Source organism: Amycolatopsis sp. NPDC114503 (genome assembly GCF_055633655.1).
Window position 1 is genome coordinate 510,701 of sequence record NZ_JBVKDT010000006.1, and the last position, 17,215, is coordinate 527,915.

General features: G+C 69.6%; 14 protein-coding genes. 5 read left to right on the top strand and 9 right to left on the bottom strand.

The features are described from left to right. The 3 genes from ACZ7OI_RS27785 to ACZ7OI_RS27795 form a co-directional block, all read right to left on the bottom strand. The gene (locus tag ACZ7OI_RS27785; protein WP_470267167.1) at nt 1-957 is read right to left on the bottom strand and encodes a methyltransferase domain-containing protein; all 957 of its coding nucleotides are present in this window, start codon (nt 955-957) and stop codon (nt 1-3) included. 20 nt (nt 958-977) lie between these two features. Beyond that, the gene (locus tag ACZ7OI_RS27790; RefSeq protein WP_470267087.1) at nt 978-1,757 is read right to left on the bottom strand and encodes an enoyl-CoA hydratase/isomerase family protein; all 780 of its coding nucleotides are present in this window, start codon (nt 1,755-1,757) and stop codon (nt 978-980) included. A 63-nt stretch (nt 1,758-1,820) separates the two neighbouring features. Next, nucleotides 1,821-2,633 (bottom strand): ABC transporter ATP-binding protein, encoded by an 813-nt coding sequence (locus ACZ7OI_RS27795; RefSeq protein ID WP_470267088.1) that lies wholly within the window; start codon nt 2,631-2,633, stop codon nt 1,821-1,823. Between the two features lie 284 nt (nt 2,634-2,917). On the opposite strand from ACZ7OI_RS27795, the gene ACZ7OI_RS27800 reads away from it, so the two are divergent. After that, nucleotides 2,918-3,463, top strand: a complete 546-nt coding sequence (locus tag ACZ7OI_RS27800; RefSeq protein WP_470267089.1) for a cysteine dioxygenase — start codon at nt 2,918-2,920, stop codon at nt 3,461-3,463. Beyond that, entirely contained in the window at nt 3,460-3,855 is a 396-nt protein-coding gene (locus ACZ7OI_RS27805) for a rhodanese-like domain-containing protein (protein WP_470267090.1), read from the top strand. The genes ACZ7OI_RS27800 and ACZ7OI_RS27805 overlap by 4 nt, the downstream gene beginning before the upstream one ends. 88 nt (nt 3,856-3,943) lie before the next feature. On the opposite strand, the gene glgP is transcribed toward ACZ7OI_RS27805, so the two are convergent. Then, on the bottom strand, nt 3,944-6,487 hold the full coding sequence (glgP, locus tag ACZ7OI_RS27810; protein ID WP_470267091.1) for an alpha-glucan family phosphorylase: 2,544 nt from the start codon (nt 6,485-6,487) through the stop codon (nt 3,944-3,946). Between the two features lie 128 nt (nt 6,488-6,615). Between glgP and ACZ7OI_RS27815 the strand changes: the two genes are divergently transcribed. Further along, a complete protein-coding gene (locus ACZ7OI_RS27815) occupies nt 6,616-8,058 on the top strand; it encodes a neutral zinc metallopeptidase (protein ID WP_470267092.1) in 1,443 nt (480 codons plus the stop codon). 60 nt (nt 8,059-8,118) lie between these two features. Here ACZ7OI_RS27815 and ACZ7OI_RS27820 read toward each other — a convergent pair whose 3' ends face one another. Then, nucleotides 8,119-9,039 (bottom strand): tetratricopeptide repeat protein, encoded by a 921-nt coding sequence (locus tag ACZ7OI_RS27820; protein WP_470267093.1) that lies wholly within the window; start codon nt 9,037-9,039, stop codon nt 8,119-8,121. Between the two features lie 155 nt (nt 9,040-9,194). Here ACZ7OI_RS27820 and ACZ7OI_RS27825 point away from each other — a divergent pair, with 155 nt between their 5' ends. Then, entirely contained in the window at nt 9,195-9,602 is a 408-nt protein-coding gene (locus ACZ7OI_RS27825; RefSeq protein ID WP_470267094.1) for a hypothetical protein, read from the top strand. A 15-nt stretch (nt 9,603-9,617) separates the two neighbouring features. Here ACZ7OI_RS27825 and ACZ7OI_RS27830 read toward each other — a convergent pair whose 3' ends face one another. Continuing rightward, on the bottom strand, nt 9,618-9,923 hold the full coding sequence (locus tag ACZ7OI_RS27830) for a thiamine-binding protein (RefSeq protein ID WP_470267095.1): 306 nt from the start codon (nt 9,921-9,923) through the stop codon (nt 9,618-9,620). A gap of 70 nt (nt 9,924-9,993) precedes the next feature. Here ACZ7OI_RS27830 and ACZ7OI_RS27835 point away from each other — a divergent pair, with 70 nt between their 5' ends. Then, the gene (locus tag ACZ7OI_RS27835) at nt 9,994-10,494 is read left to right on the top strand and encodes a MarR family winged helix-turn-helix transcriptional regulator (RefSeq protein WP_370939727.1); all 501 of its coding nucleotides are present in this window, start codon (nt 9,994-9,996) and stop codon (nt 10,492-10,494) included. 50 nt (nt 10,495-10,544) lie between these two features. Here the strand turns inward: ACZ7OI_RS27835 and ACZ7OI_RS27840 are convergent, their stop codons facing one another. The 3 genes from ACZ7OI_RS27840 to ACZ7OI_RS27850 form a co-directional block, all read right to left on the bottom strand. Beyond that, nucleotides 10,545-10,913: a DUF3817 domain-containing protein gene (locus tag ACZ7OI_RS27840; RefSeq protein ID WP_470230538.1), complete on the bottom strand. Its 369-nt coding sequence runs from the start codon at nt 10,911-10,913 to the stop codon at nt 10,545-10,547. A 315-nt stretch (nt 10,914-11,228) separates the two neighbouring features. Beyond that, nucleotides 11,229-13,616: a GH92 family glycosyl hydrolase gene (locus tag ACZ7OI_RS27845; protein WP_470267096.1), complete on the bottom strand. Its 2,388-nt coding sequence runs from the start codon at nt 13,614-13,616 to the stop codon at nt 11,229-11,231. Between the two features lie 82 nt (nt 13,617-13,698). Next, entirely contained in the window at nt 13,699-16,944 is a 3,246-nt protein-coding gene (locus ACZ7OI_RS27850; RefSeq protein ID WP_470267097.1) for a GH92 family glycosyl hydrolase, read from the bottom strand. Nucleotides 16,945-17,215 lie beyond the last annotated feature (271 nt).

The following is a 17,215-nucleotide window of genomic DNA, read 5'->3' on the forward strand; positions in this document are numbered from 1 at the left end:
TCAGGACGGCCGCTTGGTCCCGGTGATCATCACGTTGTAGAACAGCTCGCGCGGCAGCACCTTCGACAGCAGCTTCTTGTCCAAAGCGGACAGTCGCAGCCAGAGGTGGTAGGCGAACAGCCGCCAGCGCACGGTGAGCTTCTCCTGCGGCACCGCGGCCTCGAAGGTGCGGATCGGCCAGCCGGCCAGCGCCGCCGAGAACTCCTCGGTGACCGCGCGAACGTCCTGGGCACCAGCGCCGCGCGCCATCGACTCGAGCTCGGACGGGTCGAAGGTGTGGATGTCGACCACGGCCTCCAGCGCCGCCGCGCGCGAGGACTCGTCCAATTCGGACTGCGGACGCCGCCAGCCGCTCAACGCGGGCAGCTTGGTGATGTTCGTGGTGAGGTACCAGGTGAACTGGCCCAGCCGGCGCGCGTAGCGGTCGCCGATTTTCGTCGGCTCGCCGGCGAACACGAACCGCCCGCCCGGCTTGAGCACGCGCAGCACCTCGCCGAAAGCCTGGCGCACGTCCGGGATGTGGTGCAGCACCGCGTGCCCGACCACGAGGTCGAACGTGTTGTCGTCGTAAGGGATCCGCTCCGCGTCGGCGACCCGGCCGTCGACGTCCAGGCCGAGGCCTTCGGCGTTGCGCAGCGCGACCTGCACCATGCCCGGCGACAGGTCGGTGACCGAACCCTTCTTCGCGACGCCGCCCTGCATCAGGTTCAGCAGGAAGAAACCGGTGCCGCTGCCCAGTTCCATCGCGTGCTGGTACGGCTGGCCGTCGTCGCCCGCGACCGCGTTGAACACGTCAGTGGCGTAGGAGATGCAGCGCTCGTCGTAGGAAATGGACCACTTCTCGTCGTACGTCCCGGCTTCCCAGTCGTGGTAGAGGACGTTCGCGAGCTTCGGGTCGGCGTAGGCCGCCTTGACCTCGTCTTCAGTGGCGTGCGGGTTCGGCGCCGGGTCGGACACTCCTGAGTCGGACACGGAAGTCACTTCCCCTCGAAACTGGCTTTGCCGGGGCCGTTGTCGATGAACGACTGCATGCCGTTGCGCTGGTCCTCGGTCGCCCACAGCGCGGTGAACAGCTGCGTCTCGATCTTCAGGCCGGTGGCCAGGTCGACGTCGAGGCCGGAGTCGATCGCCGTCTTGGCCGCGCGCAGCGCCACCGCCGGGCCGTTCGCGAACTGCGAGGCCCACTTGTGCGCGGCGGCGTACACGTCGTCCGGGGCCACGACCTCGTCGACGATGCCCAGTTTCAAAGCCTCTTCGGCCTTCACGAACCGGCCGGTGAAGATCAGGTCCTTGGCCTTGCTCGGGCCGATCAGCCGGGTCAGCCGCTGCGTGCCGCCCGCACCGGGGATGATGCCGAGCTGGATCTCCGGCTGGCCGACCTTCACGTTGTCGCCCGCGATCCGCCAGTCCGCGGTGAGCGCCAGCTCCAGGCCGCCGCCGAGGGCGTAGCCGGTGATCGCGCAGACGACCGGCTTCGGGATGTTCGCGACCCGGGCGAGCGACGCGGTCAGCTCGGCGCCGAACTTCGCGATCTCCGGGTACGTGCGGGAGGACATCTCCTTGATGTCCGCGCCGCCGGCGAAGGTCTTCTCGCCGCCGTAGAGGATCACCGCGCGCACGTCGTCGCGGTCGGACGCCTCGCGCGCGGCCTCGGCGAGCTCGGCCTGCACCTGGTTGTTCAGCGCGTTGACCGGCGGCCGGTCCAGCCGGATCGTGCCGACTCCGCCCTCGACCTCCAGGGTTACGAACTCTCCCACGCGACTCCTCCTCGTTAACGGCGTTTACGCGGCGCTTGCAGGCTACCGGCCGGTAGGGACAACTTACCTGCGGCGGGCGAAGAACCGCTCGCCCGAACGCTCCAGCACCAGGTCCTGGTCGAACGTCTTGGACAGGTTCTCGCCGGTGATCACGTCGTCCACCAGCCCGGACACCACCGCGCGGCCCTCGCGCAGCAGCAGCGCGTGAGTGAAGCCCGGCGGGATCTCCTCGACGTGGTGGGTGACCAGCACCATCGCCGGCGCGTCCGGGTCCATCGCGAGCACCGACAGCCGGGCCACGAGGTCCTCGCGGCCGCCGAGGTCGAGGCCGGCGGCGGGCTCGTCGAGCAGCAGCAGCTCCGGGTCGGTCATCAGCGACCGGGCGATCAGCACGCGTTTGCGCTCGCCCTCGCTCAGCGTGCCGAACGTGCGCTCGGCCAGGTGCGCGATGCCGAGCGTGCCGAGCAGTTCGGTCGCCCGGTCGAGGTCCATCCGGTCGTACTGCTCGCGCCAGCGGCCCATCACCGCGTAGCCGGCGCTGACCACGACGTCGGCGACCTGCTCGTCGCCGGGCACGCGCTGGGCGATCGCGGCGGAGGTGAACCCGATGCGCGGGCGGAGGTCGAAGATGTTCACCTTGCCGATGCGGTCGCCGAGCAGGTCGACCGTGCCGGAGGTGGGGTGCAGTTCGGCGGCGGCCAGGCGCAGCAGGGTGGTCTTGCCGGCCCCGTTGGGCCCGAGCACCACCCATCGCTCGTCCAGCTCGACCGCCCAGTCGAGGGCCGCGAGGAGGTCGTTTCCGGTACGGCGGACGCCGACACCGGACATCCGCACGACGAGGTCGTCAGGATCGCTGGGCAGGATCGGCTCGCTCACGAGCCCATTGTGGCGGTCGCCCGGGCGCGGTCGCGCACCCGCCCGGGGGTAACGGCGCGCGGGGTGTCCAGCGGATGGGACGACCGGCCGCGCCCGCGGCGCTGTGGCAGCATCCACGGCATGGTCAGGTCCGCGCGCCCCGTGTTGTGGCGCCGTCGCGCGATCGACCTTCTCCTGGTGGCTTCCAGCGGGTGTAGCCGGGCGCGGCACGCACGCTGATCCTCGTCGGCGTGCCGCGTCGCCTCGCGTCCGGCACCATCCGAGCTATTTTCCGGGAGCCTCCGTTGACCACGTCCATCGTCCGTCCGGAAGTCGAGATCCACCCTCAGCTGACCGATCCGCTGCTGTCCGAGCTGCTGCACCCGTCGCGGCTGCTGTGGACGCCGCGCGAGCTGGCCGACCTGACCCGCACGGTCACCACCGAACTGACCACCAGCCTGCGCGACGTCCTGCGCTTCGACGAGGACCGGCGCTGGTGGGCGCGCCTGGCGCTCACCGACGGCGTCGAGCTGTGGCTGCTGTCGTGGCTGCCCGGCCAGCACACGAAACCGCACGACCACGGCGGCGCGTCGGGTTCGTTCACCGTGCTGCAGGGCGAACTCGGCGAGGAGTACCGCTACCCCGGCGGTCCGGTGCGCCGTCGCACGCACACCGCCGGGCAGGGCATCGGCTTCGGCGCCGGGCGCGCGCACCAGGTGCTCGGCGTCGGCGAGGAACCGGCGGCCAGCGTGCACGCCTACTCGCCGCCGCTGGTGCCAACCCGCGAATACACGAGCCTCGCCGACGTGCCGAACGAGATCCCGCCGCTGCCTGCCATTGTGCGGTCATGACCGCTATCGAAGGTTTTCTCGCCGACGCCCGGTCCGCGCTAGACCGGGCGGACCCGGCGCGCGCCGCTGATCTGCAGGCCGAGGGCGCGCTGATCGTCGACATCCGGCCGCACGCCAACCGGGTCGCCGAGGGCGAGATCCCCGGGTCCGTGGTGGTCGAGCGGATTCACCTGGAGTGGCGGCTGGCCCCGGACAGCGAGTGGCGGCTGCCGGGGGTTTCGGCCGAGACCGTCGCGGTGGTGGTGTGCAACGAGGGGTACGCGTCGAGCCTGGCGGCGGCGGATTTGCAGCGGCTGGGGCTGGTGCGGGCTACGGATCTCGTGGGCGGGTTCCGGGCTTGGGCGGCGGCGGGGTTGCCGGTGCGGGAGGGCGGGTCGCCCGCGGTCCCGTGAGCCGAAGCGCGAAGGTCTGTGAGGGGAACCCTGAGGGAATCTGATTCCCTCAAGGTGGCCTTCACGGACCGTCGCGGGACTGGGAGCGTCAGGCCAGTACGACGCGCGCCAGCTCCGCCGGGCTCGCCAGCAGCGGGTGTTTCGGCAGCACCCGCACCGTGTAGCCGACCGAGCCCGCGCGCGGCAGGCGCAGGGTCGCGGCGAACGCGCCGATTCCGTCCGGCGTCATCGGGACCTGCACCGAGTCCGCGAGTTCGTCCCCGTCGCCGACCTGGCCCACCACGGCTTGGATGTCCACTTCGGACGGTTCGAGCCCGGCGAGGTCGATCCTGGCGCGGATGGTGACCTCGGCGCCGACCACGAGGCGTCCGGTGTGGTCGTACTGGAGTTCGGCGTCGAAGATCCGCACGCGCGGCCAGGCGACTTCCAGTTTGGTCCGGTAGTCCGCCAGCGAAAGCGCGCCCTGGTGGCTGTTGTCGGTGGCGGCGGCGACCATCCGCGACGCGGGCAGGTAGCCGGAATCGACGTACTCGCGCACCATCCGCGACGCCTGCACGCGCGGGCCCAGCGTTTCCAGGGTGTGCCAGACCATCGCGAGCCAGCCGGTCGGCACGCCGTCCGCGCCGGTGTCGTAGTAGAGCGGCGCGATCTGCTGGCCCAGCAGGTCATACAGCGCGGCGGCTTCGAGGTCGTCGCGGCGGAGCGGGTCGGTGACGCCGTCCGCGGTGGGGATGGCCCAGCCGTTGGAGCCGTCGTAGCACTCGTCCCACCAACCGTCCTTGATGGACAGGTTCAGGCCGCCGTTGAGCGCCGACTTCATCCCGGACGTGCCGCACGCCTCCAGCGTCCGCACGGGGTTGTTCAGCCACACGTCGCAGCCGCGGTAGAGGTAGCGGGCCATCGACATGTCGTAGTCCGGCAGGAAGACGATGCGGTGCCGGACCGCGGGATCGTCGACGAAGCGCACGATCTGCTGGATCAGCTGCTTGCCGTTCTCGTCGGCGGGATGCGATTTGCCGCCGATCACGATCTGGATCGGCCGCTTCTCGTCCAGCAGCAGCGCGCGCAGCCGGTCCGGATCGCGCAGCATCAGCGTGAGCCGTTTGTACGTCGGGACGCGGCGGGCGAAGCCGACGGTCAGCACGTCCGGGTCGAAAACGCGGTCGGTCCAGCCGAGTTCCAGTGCTGACGCGCCGCGCTGCATCCACGCCGCCCGCACCCGCCGCCGGACCTCGCCGACGAGCTTTCCCCGCAGTTCCCGGCGCAGTTCCCACAGCTGCTGGTCGCTGACGCCGTCGCGCAGCGAACTGTCCGGCGTGCGGCCTTCGTGGCCGAACTCCTCGTGGTTGCCGCCGAGCAGCGCGCTCAGCTCGCGCGCCACCCAGGTCGGCCCGTGCACGCCGTTGGTGATGGACGCGATCGGCACCTCGGCGTCGTCGAAACCGGGCCACAGCCGGGAAAACATCCGGCGCGTGACGCGGCCGTGCAGCTCGGAGACGCCGTTCGCACGTTGTGCCAGCCGCAGTCCCATGTGCGCCATGTTGAACAGGCCCGGGTTGTCCTCCGCGCCGAGTTGCAGCACGCGGCGGACGTCGACGTCCGGGACGAGCCTGCCGTCGGAGAAGTAGCGCTGCACGAGATCGACCGGGAAGCGGTCGATGCCCGCGCTGACCGGCGTGTGCGTCGTGAACACGGTGCCGGCGCGGACCGCGGGCAGTGCCTCGTCGAAGGCGAGCCGGTCGGACTGGATGATCTCGCGGGCGCGCTCCAGGCCGAGGAATCCGGCGTGGCCCTCGTTGGTGTGGAACACCTTCGGCTGCGGATGCCCGGTCAGCTCGCAGAACTTCCGCACCGCGCGGAATCCGCCGATCCCGGCCAGGATCTCCTGGCGGATCCGGTGGTCGGCGTCGCCGCCGTAGAGCCGGTCGGTGACCGAGCGGAGGTCCTCGTCGTTGGCCTCGATGTCGGTGTCGAGCAGCAGCAGCGGGATCCGGCCGACGCGCGCCCGCCACATCTGCGCGCGCAGGTCGCGCCCGCCCGGCATGGCGACCTCGACCAGCACCGGGCGGCCGTCCTCGGCGACCAGCTCCAGCGGGAACGCGTTCGGGTCGATCACCGGGTAGTGCTCGACCTGCCAGCCGTCGAGCGACAGGCCCTGGCGGAAGTAGCCGGACCGGTACAGCAGGCCGACGCCGACCATCGGCACGCCGAGGTCCGAGGCCGCCTTGAGGTGGTCGCCGGCGAGCACGCCGAGGCCGCCGGAGTAGTTCGGCAGCGCTTCGGTGACCCCGAACTCCATCGAGAAGTACGCGACCGCTTCCGGCAGGCCGTCGTCGGTGCGCCGCTGGTACCAGCGCGGTTCGCTCAGGTAGCGCTCCAGCCCGGCCGCGGCCTCGCGGGTGCGGTTCAGGAAGTCCTCGTCCTTCGCCAGCTCCTCGAGCCGCTCCGGCGGCAGCGCGGTGAGCATGCGCAGCGGGTCGCGGATCTTGTCGAACAGCCCGGCGTCCATCGAGGCGAACAGGTCGCGCGTCGGCGGATGCCAGGTCCAGCGAAGGTTGGTCGCGAGGGCCCCGAGCCCGGCGAGCGGCTCGGGCAGGCTGGCGCGGACGGTGAACCGGCGGACTGCACGCATGGTCAGCGACGATATCCGGCCCGCTCCGCGCGCGCTCGCGCCCCACTTCGGGGATTGTCCGCACGTTGCGCCATCCGGGTCAGTAATGTCCCGGTTCGTTGTCGGACGCGGAAGTGGAACGAGGGAACATGAGCCGAGGGGGACGCCGGTACGCGCTGGTCGCGCTGGTCGTGGCGACCGTGCTGGGGACAGCCGCGTGCGGGGACAAGGCTCCCGCGGCGACGCCGGGCGCCGGGAACGTCGCCGGGCTGCCGGTCACGCATTTCGAAAGCGGGCTGCGGTCGGACGCGCCGCGGCCGGACCTGCGGGTGCGCAACGCCAGCGGCGGCGAGGACGACCAGCTCGCCACCGCCGCGATCGCCGACGTGCAGGCGTACTGGAGCGAGGCGCTGCCCGCGGAGTTCGGCGGCAAGCGGTTCGAGCCGGTCAAGTCGCTGCTGTCGTACGACTCGAAGCGCGACACCCAGAACACCGCGTGCGGCAGCGTCAAGCAGCTCGTGAACGCCTTCTACTGCGCGGGCGACGATTCGGTGGCGTGGGACCGCGGTGTGCTGCTGCCGATGCTGCGCAAGCGGTTCGGGCCGATGTCGGTGGTGACCGTGCTGGCGCACGAGTTCGGCCATGCGATCCAGTACCGGCTCGGCTCCGTGGCGGGGATTTCGAAGTCGACGCCGACGGTCGTGAAGGAACAGCAGGCGGACTGTTTCGCCGGCGGGTATTTCCGGTGGGTGGCCGAGGACAAGAGCAAGTTCTACCGGGTGTCGACGGCCGAGGGGCTGGACCAGATCCTGGCGGCGATGTTCTTCATCCGCGACCAGGCCGGGACCAGCGCGACCGACCGGCAGGCGCACGGCACGGCGTTCGACCGGACGTATGCGTTCCAGGCCGGGTTCGAGAAGGGGCCGAAGGAATGCGCGGGGATGAACGCGCAGAACGTGCAGAAGCGGTTGACTGAACGGCCGTTCGACTCGGGCGACAAGGGGAAGGGCGACGCGAAACTCGGCGAGAACACCCTGTCGGACCTCAAGGCCAGCCTTGACGAGGCGTTCAAGGGCGCGGGAGTGCAGGGGCCGCAGTTCCGGGCCGGGCCGGGCAGCTGCCCCGGCGGGCCCAGCACGCCGCCCGCGTCTTATTGCCCGAACGACAATACGGTGAACTTCGATCAGCGGGCGCTGGAGAAGCTGGCCGAGCCGGTGGATCAGGAAGCCGAGATGGCGGGCAAGGCCGGCGGCGGGCTCGGCGACTTCGCGGCCTTCTCGGAGCTGGCGTCTCGGTATGCGGTGGGGATTCAGAAGGGCGTCGGGGCGTCGATCGACACGCCTAACGCCGGGTTGCGGACTGCGTGCCTGGTGGGGGCTTGGGCGGCGTTCTCGAACCATCCGACCGGCGGGGTGCGGCTGAAGCTGTCGTCCGGGGATCTGGACGAGGCGATCGCGGATCTGCTCCGGCCGGACGGGCTGGTGTCGGCGAACGTGAACGGGGAGCGGCCGGACAGCGGGTTCGACCGGGTCGAGGCGCTGCGGCGCGGGTATCTCGAGGGGTCGTCTTCCTGCTCCAAGCAATACGCCTGAGCCGGGAACGAAAAAGGGCCGCGCCGGAACGCTCCGGTGCGGCCCTTCTCGTCCGTCAGCTCAGAAAAGGGCGCTCGCCAGGTCGCGGCGGGCCTTCGCGACGCGCTCGTCGGCCGGGTCGAAGAGTTCGAACAGGGCGACCAGGTGTTCGCGGACGCGGTTGCGGTCGTCGCCCGCGGTGCGGCGGACGACGTCGACCAGGCGGCGGAACGCACCCTCGACGTCCTGTTCCGCGATGTCCAGGTCGGCGGCCGCCAGCTGGGCGTCGAGGTCCTTCGGGTCGGCTTCGGCCTTCTCGCGGGCGCTCGGGTCGGCGGCTTCGGCGCGGGCGGTGAACTTGACCTGCGCCAGGGCGTTCTTCGCCAGCTCGTTGGCCGGTTCGGCGTCCAGGATGCGCTCGTACGCGGCCTGTGCGGCGGCGTAGTCGCCCTGCTCGAAGGCTTCCTCGGCCTCGGTGAAGCGCGGGTCTTCCGGCTCCTCGACCGGGCCGCGGGCCTCCTCGGCGGCACGGATGCCCGGGAGACGGTCGCGCAGGGCGTCGAGCAGGGAGCCGAGCCACTTGCGGATCTCCGGCTCCGGCAGCGCGCCGGAGAACGCGTCCACGGGCTGGCCGCCGGCGATCGCGACCACGGTCGGGACCGATTGCGCGCCGAACGCCTGCGCGATGCGCGGGTTCGCCTCGACGTCGACCTTCGCGAGCACCCAGGTTCCGCCGCTCTCGCCTGCCAGCCGCTCCAGCACCGCGGTCAGCTGCTGGCACTGCTCGGAGAACCCGGCCCACAGGTCGACGACCACGAGCTGGTTGAGCGAGAGTTCGACGACGGATTGGAAGGTCGCCTCGGTGACTTCGAGCACCGCGTCCGACGACGGGGCGGGGGCGCCGTCCGGCTGCCCGGCGCCCGAAGGCGGCTGGTTCCGGCTCGCTTCCGCCCTTGCCTTGAGCGCGGACAGGTCGACCGCGCCGGACAACGCGGCGGACATGGCCGCTGAGTTCGCTGCAGATCCGCGTGGGTGTGTCACGCCCTCCATCCTGGCACGCCTCGCCGCGAGAGTTCAGCAGCAGCCCCGAGGTTCGCTTTTGGCATGAGCACGCCACTGAGGCATGCTCTCCGCGAGGACAACGAGGAGGCCCGAGGATGCTGAGCCGGCGCAACGCCACGGTGGCCGTCGCGGTCGTGGTCGCGGTGGCGTGGATCGTCAGCATCACGGTGACCGTCGGGCATCAGGACCCGCCCGGGGCGGCCTCCCCGCCAGAACTGCGCACCGAACTGACCTCCGCGCTGAGCGGGCGGGACGCGGACGCGCTCGCCGGGCTCTTCGACGTCCCCGGCTCCGGCGGCGGCGATCTCGCCAAGGACTACGTCAGCGTCCTCAAGGACGGCAACGCGCGCGACATCTCCGTGCAGCTGTCGCCGGACGAGCACTCCCCCACCGCGGCCGTCGTGCGCGGGAAGACCGGGGCCGGCGAGCAGTTCAGCTACCGGCTCGCGGTCACCAGCGCCAAGGGACGCTGGACGGTCGCGTTCACACCGCCGATTCCGTAGCCCGGGTTCCGCGGCTCAGTCCTCTCGCAGGTGCGCCTCGACGCGCTCGACCTTCGCGGCCAGCTGGCCGGAGTCGTAGCCGGGGCGGATGTCGGCCTTCAGCACCAGCCCGACGCGCGCCGAGCCCTCGCCCGCGGCTTCCACCGCCTTCTTCACCACCGCCATGACCTCGTCCCATTCACCCTCGATCTCGGTGAACATCGAGCTGGTCGAGTTCGGCAGCCCCGATTCGCGCACCACCTTCACCGCGCGCGAGACGGCCTCGCTGACTCCGCCGTCCGGCTCCCCCGCCGAGGGGCTCACGCTGAACGCGACGATCATGTCGATTTCCTTCCCTGTTCTCGCAGGGCGACCCCCACGACCGGGGTACCCGCTGGTAGCTTCGGTTGCCATGAACCGTCCGCTGCCGTTCGATCCGATCGCCCGTGCCGCGCAGCTGTGGGAAGACCGGATCGGCCCGGCCGGAACCATGGCCGCGGTCACCGGTGTGATGCGGGTGCAGCAGATCATCCAGTCGGCGGTCGACGGCGCTCTCAAGCCGCACGGCCTCACCTTCGCCCGCTACGAGGCGCTCGTGCTGCTCACCTTCTCCCGCAACGCGCGGCTGCCGATGCGGGTGATGGGCGAACGGCTGCAGCTGCATCCCACCAGCGTCACCAACATAGTGGACCGGCTCGAGCGCGACGGGCTCGTGAAGCGCGTGCCGCATCCGACCGACCGGCGCACGACGCTCGTCGAGATCACCGACGACGGCCGCGCGCTGCGGGAAACCGCCACCGCCGCGGTGACCGGCATCGACTTCGGGCTCACCGGGCTCACCGAGCGGCAGGTGGAGCAGCTGACCGAACTGCTCACCAAGGTCCGCAAGTCCGCGGGCGATTTCACCTCGTAACGCACGAAGGGCCCGCGCTGTTCGCACGGGCCCTTCGGAAAAGCGGAAGATCAGACGCCGACCGGCTCCTGCGCGCGGACGAAGAGCCCGACGCCGCCGTGGGTGAGCCGCTGCGGGCCGTCGAGCTTGCCGTTGCGCAGCGCCCACTTCTCGAACAGCCAGGTGAACAGCGGCGGGATGCTCGCGAGCAGCGCCAGCACCAGGGTCTTGCCCCGCCAGCCCAGCGGCTTCGCCACGGACAGGGAGGTGATCACGTACAGGGCGAAGACGACGCCGTGCACCATGCCGAGGACGGGCACGCCGCCCTCGTTAGAGGCGCCGACGACGTACTTGAGAAACATCCCGATCAGCAAGCCGAGCCAGGACAGGGCCTCGGCGACTGCGGCCACGCGGAACACGAGAGCGGCCTTGCTGGACACGACATCCTCCTGTGCGTCACCTGGTGCGTGCTGACTGCACACACAAAAAACACGTCCGACGCGACTGTCCAAGGCGGACGGAAACCGCCTGGCGTCAACAGCGCTGTCGAACGGGTATGAGACCAGTGTGAGGCGTGATCGGCCTCACCGGAACACCGGGGCCCGTGACTCTGGTCACGAGCGATCCCGGCATTGGTCTGCACCAATTCCGGACGAGAGGCGGAAACGTGCGGGAAATGCCCGGTTAACGGTGAAGACCGCCTCCCGATCCCAAGATCCGGGAGGCGGCCTTCACCGACTGTCCTACCGCGATTACTAACCGGCACAAGGAGAAGGCGGCGCGGAGGCGCGTGACGTTCCCCACGTGGCCTTGGGCGCGTCGCCGGTCAGCGAGAAGTCCAGAGTGGACCCGCGGCGCAGTTGTTCGAGGCTGACGAACGTTTTGTCCGACGCCGTGCCGTTGACGCGCAGCCCGGAGACGTACTGCAGTTGCGCCCCGTTCGCGCCGCGCGCGTTGACAGTGAAGTCGCGGCCGTTCGGCAGATGCAGCACGGACTTGGCGAACCGCGGCGCGTTGAGCACGAAGTTGCCGGTGCCCGGGACGGCCGGGTAGAGGCCGAGCGCGCTGAAGACGTACCAGGCGGACATGGTGCCGAGGTCGTCGTTTCCGGTGACGCCGTTGGGGGCGTTCGTGAACAGCGTGTGCGCGGCCCGCACCACCGCGGAGGTCTTCCACGGCTGTCCGGTGAGCGTGTACATCCACGGCGAGTGCAGATCGGGCTCGTTGTTGGGGTTGTAGCGGAACTGCTTGTAGTAGTCGTACGGGCCGACGACCCACTTCTCGTGCGCGGTCTTCGCCGGGTCCTTCACGAGGTCGTCGTAGGCGAAGAAGTCGTCGAGCCGCTTGCCCGCGTTGGCCGCGCCGCCCATCTTCGCGACCAGGCCGGGCACGTCCTGCTGCACCAGCCACTGGTACTGCCACGCCGTGCCCTCGTGGAAGCCGTCCTGGCCTTGCGGGCTGTACGGGCCGTCGGCCGGGGTGTACCAGCTGCCGCCGGTGACCTTCGGGCGGAAGTAGCCGGTGAAGCCGCGGTCGGTCACGGACGAATCCCACAGCGTCGCGTACGTCCGGCCCTTGGCCGCCAGCTGTTTCGCGTCCTGTTTCCGGCCGAGCGCGGAGGCCATGACGGAGAGGGAACAGTCGCCGAGGGCGTACTCGAGGGTCGCTGACGCACCGTGTGCCGGATCGGTGTCCTGGCCCTTTTTCGGGAAGTTCGGATCGTATTGGACGAATCCGTCGGCCTGGTAGCTCGCGTTTCCGGAGCGACCTTGGAACGGCGACGACGCGGGCGGGATCTCGCGGGAGTTCTGCAGCAACGCTTGGTACGCGTGCATTTCGTCGCCGCTCAACGCGCCGAAGCGCCACAGGTCGACCAGGAACGGCGTGACCGGATCTCCAGTCATGGTGTTCGTTTCCTGGCTCGCGTAGGCCCAGCGCGGGAGCCAGCCTCCTTGGTCGTGGATGGCGAGAATGCTCTTCGCGACATCCCTGGCCCGGTCCGGTTTCAGCAGCGCCAGCAACTGGTTCTGCGAACGGTAGGTGTCCCAGAGGGAGAAGAAGTCGTAGTACGTCCAGCCGATGGCGCGGTGGATCTTCTTGTCGAAGCCGTAGTACCGGCCGTCGGCGTCGTTCGCGGTCAGCGGTTGCAGGAAGGCGTGGTAGAGGGAGGTGTAGAAGACTGTCCGGTCGTCCGGGGTGCCGCCAGTGATGTCCACACTGGACAGTTCACGACGCCAGGCGCGCTGGACGTCGTTCTTCACCGCATCGAACGGGCGGACGCGCGAGTCGGCGAGGTTGATGTCCGCGCCGCGAGCGTCCACTTGGGAAATCGACGTGGTGGCAGTGACTTGACCGCCCTTCGGGAAGGTCAGCCATGCTCCGCGCAGGCCCGCACCGCCTTGTGCCGAGCGGCTGCCGGGCGTGCCTCCATCTGGCGACCAGGTGCCGTAGGAAGAAAACGGCTGGTCGAATTTCGTGGTGAAGTAAGTGGTGTAGGGCTTGCCGCCGCAGAAAGCCTGCGATTCGACAGTGCCCGCGATGGTGTGGTCGTCGACGATCCGGACGCTGCTGCCGCTGACCGGTTCCTTCGCGTTCGCCTGCCCGACGTTCACGAAAACGTTTGCTGGACCGGATTTATCGAAGGAGTACCGTTCGACGCCGCTGCGAGTGCTGGCGGTGGTTTCGACGTCGATGCCGCCGTAGCCGGTGAGGTGCACCTTGTAGTAGCCGGGTTTGCCGACCTCGCCTTCGTGCGTGTACGGCGCGGCGTACTTGGCTTGGTCGAAGGTCGCGGGCTTGCTGGTGTCGAACGCCGCGCCCGGTCCGATGTCGCCGGTGGTGGGCAGCATGGACACCAGGCCGCCCTGTTCCCAGCATCCCGCGCCGGACAGGAAGAAATGGCCGAAGCCGCGGATCGCGGTGTCGGTGTAGAGATAGCCCGCGTAGTGCGTCGTGATCGGGCTGGACTGGACCATGCCGAACGGCGCGGACGCACCGGGGAAGGTGTTGCCCTCGTCCTGGGTGCCGATGAACGTGTTCACCGCGTCCAGCGGATCAGCCGGACGCGCTTGTGCCGCGACCGGCGTCAGCGCCGCCGCCGTAACAGCGAGCGCCATCGCGCCCGCCAAAACTCTGCTCCTCATGCGACTCCTTGGGAAAGGTCCGTGAAGGGCCCCTTGAGGGAATTGGATTCCCTCAAGGGGCCCTTCACGGAACGCGTCTGGATCAGCCCGCGGCGATGGCGAACACGTGCAGCGAGCCGCCGCTGACGCCGTTCGGCAGCGTCACGCTCGCGACGGTTTTGCCCGCGTCCAGCGTGATCGGCGCGGTGGCGAACACCATCGTGCGGATCTGCTGCGGGTCGCCGCCCGCGGAGTTGCGGTACGGGGTGGACAGGACGATCCGGTTGCCGAACGCCGGCTGCGCTCCGCCGCCGCCGAGGGTCCAGTCGGAGAATCCGACGGTGGCGGTGGATTTGCTGCCGTCGGTGTAGGTGACGGTGAGCGTGCCCTGTGCGTTGCCGTTGCTGGCGGAGCCGAGCAGCGCGAGCCGTCCCGAACCGGACAGGTTGATCGTCTGGCCCGCGGCGACGACGTTGTCCGGGTCGCCGACCGGGTACGACGGCCAGGTGAAGTTCAGCCCGTCGCTCGACACTGTGCTGCCCGGTTTGGCACCGGCCTTGGCCAGCGCGTCCGCCGAATAGCTCCAGCCGCCGCCGTCGAAGTTCCCGGCCGCCGAGTTCGCGTCCGGCGAGAGACCGGTGTTGTCCACTGTGGCCAGCCAGCTGTTCGGCTTCGCCACCAGGACGGTCAGCACCGCCTGTGCGTCGGCGAGACCCGGCGAGGAGAAGGTGACCGGGATCCGGCGCGGACCGTCGGAAGTGCCCGCCGGAACGCTCACGGTCACCTGAGCGCTGCCCTTCCCCGCCGCCGGAACCTGGACGGAACCGGTCGCGGGCGTGAGCGTGATGCCGTCCGTGCTACCCGCCGAGTAGGTCCAGGTCTTCGCGGTGCCGGACAGATCCTGCACGCCCACCGAAGCGGTCGAGGTCGTGCCAGCGGGCACCACCGCGCGTGCTGGGTCCACAAAGGACAGGCTCGGCTTCTCCTGCTCACGGAACGACGGCGGCGCGTCGGTGGCCGCAGAGCCCCACGACGTAGCAGTCGCCGACCGCGTGAAGTCCAGCTTTCCGCCCTGCGAAAGCAGCCCTTCCGACAGCCAGGCTTTGCTGGCCGAAGTGCCGTTCACCTTGAGACTGCTGGTGTACTCGCCGGTGCCGGGCGCATTGACGGTGATCTTCTTGCCCGCTCCGGTGGTCACCTCGGCGTGCGCGAAGCGCGGCGTGGTCAGCACGGTTTCGGCGCGGCCCGGGATCTCCGGGTAGACGCCGAGCGCGGACCAGACGTACCAGGACGACATCTGCCCGAGGTCGTCGTTGCCGATCAGGCCCTCCGGGCGCGGGTTGTACAGCTCGTCCATCGCCCGGCGCACGATGTTCTGCGTCTTCGCCGGGGCACCCGCGAACGAGTACACGTAGGGTGCGTTCGAGTTCGGCTCGTTGCCCAGGAACGCATACGGCTCATGGGTTCCGGCGTTCAGCTTCGTGAAGAAAGTGTCCAAACGCGACTGCGTGGCGGTGGTGCCGCCGAACGCGGTCACGAGACCGGCGAGGTCGTACGGGACCATCCAGTCGTACTGCGCGCCGTTGCCCTCGACCCAGCCCTGCGAGCTGGCCGGGTCGTAGTTCCCGGAGAACGAGCCGTCCGAGTTGCGCGGCTGCAGGTGTCCGCTGCCCGGGTTGTAGAGGTTCTGCCAGTTCTGCGCACGCTTCATGAACGTGGTGTACGTAGCGCTGTCGCCGAGCCGCTTCGCGAACTGGGCGATGGCGAAGTCCGCGCTCGTGTACTCCAGCGTGTCCGCCGCCGCGCCGGGGACGTAGCCGAGTCGTTGGTAGTCCTGCAGCCCCGGCCGTTCGGTGTAGCCCTGCGTCGGCTGCGTCGCACCCTTGATCATGAGCAGCAACGCTTTCTGCGCGTCGAAGTCACGCGCGCCGAACGCGTAGGCGCTGGAAACGATGATGTGGTACGGGTCCCCGTTCATCACGCCGGTGTAGTCGTTCGCCACCGTCCAGCGGTCCCACGAGCCGCCTTGTTCGGCGAAGGCCATCATCGAACGCACGAGATCCGAAGTCTGCTTCGGCGCGATCGTGGCCAGCAGCGGGACCTCGGAGCGGTAGATGTCCCAGCCGGAGATGTTGGTGTACGTCGCGTGCCCGCGTTCGGCCTGGTGGATCCGGCCGTCGAAGCCGGGGTAACGACCGTCCACATCGGAGAAGACGTTCGGCTGGATCAGCGAGTGGTAGAGCGAGGTGTAGAACGTCGTGGTGTCGGCGTCGCTGCCGCCGCTGACCTGGATCTTGCCGAGCTCGTCGTTCCACGCCTTCCGCGCGGACGCGGCCACCGCGTCGAACGACTTCTTGCCGTTGTTCTCCGCCTTCAGGTTCGCCTTCGCCCCGTCGACGGACACAAAGGACAGTCCGACCTGGACGTTGACCTGCGCGCCGTTCAGGTTCGGGAACGTCACGTAACCGCCGCTGCCCGGTCCGCTGACGGTCGTGTCCTGCGGTTTCGCCGCCGCCGGGCGCGCCATCGAGGAGCCGATGCCGTTGGGCTGCGCGACCTTTGCCCTGGCACCGCCGGTTTCCGCGGTCTTGCCCGGCGTCACCGCGCCGTTCTTCCACGTCCCGACCGACTCGAACGGGGTGTCGAACTTCGCCGAGAAGTAGACCCGGTACGAGTTCTTCGCGCCGCAGAACCGGCCGCTGGTCGCCCAGCCGCTGATGGTGTCCTTGCCGATGCTGATCGACGCGTCGTCGGTGCCGTTGACCGAGCCGGAAGTGTTGACCAGCAAGGTGGACGCCGCGCCCGCCGGGTAGGTGAAGCGCCCGGAACCGGTGCGCTGCGTCGCGCTCAGTTCGACCTTCGCGCCGTTGTCGAGGGCGACGTCGTAAGCGCCGGCAGTCGCGTGCTCGTTCTGATGCGAGAACGTCGAGGTGTAGTGGCCCGGATCGGTCGCTGGCGACGTGCTGATCTCGCCGACGTACGGCATGAACGGCAGGTCCTGGTACGTGGTGCAGCCCGCGCCGGAAAGGTGCGTGAGGCTGAACCCGGTGATCGTGTTGTCGTCGTAGAAATAGCCGCCCGGCTGGGATTTCTTCGTGTCCGGGCTCCACTGCACCATCCCGAACGGCGCCACCGCGCCGGGGAAGGTGTTGCCCGCGCCGCCGCCGGTGCCGTGGTCCGCGCCGCCGGGCCGGGTGCCGACGAACGGGTTCACCCATTTCGCCAGGTCGGTGGTCTTCGCGGGATCGGCCAGTGCGGGGGCGGCGGGGACCACGCAGGCCCCGGCCGCCACGACCGCGGATGTCAGGAAGATCAGTCCGGCTCTCCAGCGCGCTCGCGCCATCGCCATCGCCTCTCCAGTTGTCCGGCGCGAACTGCGTCACCAGCCGTCGAGGCATCGATGACAACCTTGTCGCGCACCGTCGATGCGGGCTACCTTCGGCAATGGCTCACCGGATCGTCAAGACCGCGGTGAGAGCCTGTCCGATTCAAGACAACGATGTCCACCATCCGCACCAGCGGATTCGTCGAAGCGGGCAGCGCGGACCGGCAAGCATTGACACCGAGCGGCCGGATGGTGTCCAATCCCCCGCATTATGACAACGTTGTCTCACTCGGGC

What these genes read in the sequence shown, in the direction of transcription:
- ACZ7OI_RS27805 (WP_470267090.1), top strand. Translation starts at nt 3,460, where the DNA reads ATGACCGCTATCGAAGGTTTTCTCGCCGACGCCCGGTCCGCGCTAGAC.
- glgP (WP_470267091.1), bottom strand. Translation starts at nt 6,487, where the DNA reads ATGCGTGCAGTCCGCCGGTTCACCGTCCGCGCCAGCCTGCCCGAGCCG.
- ACZ7OI_RS27815 (WP_470267092.1), top strand. Translation starts at nt 6,616, where the DNA reads ATGAGCCGAGGGGGACGCCGGTACGCGCTGGTCGCGCTGGTCGTGGCG.
- ACZ7OI_RS27820 (WP_470267093.1), bottom strand. Translation starts at nt 9,039, where the DNA reads ATGTCCGCCGCGTTGTCCGGCGCGGTCGACCTGTCCGCGCTCAAGGCA.
- ACZ7OI_RS27825 (WP_470267094.1), top strand. Translation starts at nt 9,195, where the DNA reads ATGCTGAGCCGGCGCAACGCCACGGTGGCCGTCGCGGTCGTGGTCGCG.
- ACZ7OI_RS27830 (WP_470267095.1), bottom strand. Translation starts at nt 9,923, where the DNA reads ATGATCGTCGCGTTCAGCGTGAGCCCCTCGGCGGGGGAGCCGGACGGC.
- ACZ7OI_RS27835 (WP_370939727.1), top strand. Translation starts at nt 9,994, where the DNA reads ATGAACCGTCCGCTGCCGTTCGATCCGATCGCCCGTGCCGCGCAGCTG.
- ACZ7OI_RS27845 (WP_470267096.1), bottom strand. Translation starts at nt 13,616, where the DNA reads ATGAGGAGCAGAGTTTTGGCGGGCGCGATGGCGCTCGCTGTTACGGCG.
- ACZ7OI_RS27850 (WP_470267097.1), bottom strand. Translation starts at nt 16,944, where the DNA reads ATGGCGATGGCGCGAGCGCGCTGGAGAGCCGGACTGATCTTCCTGACA.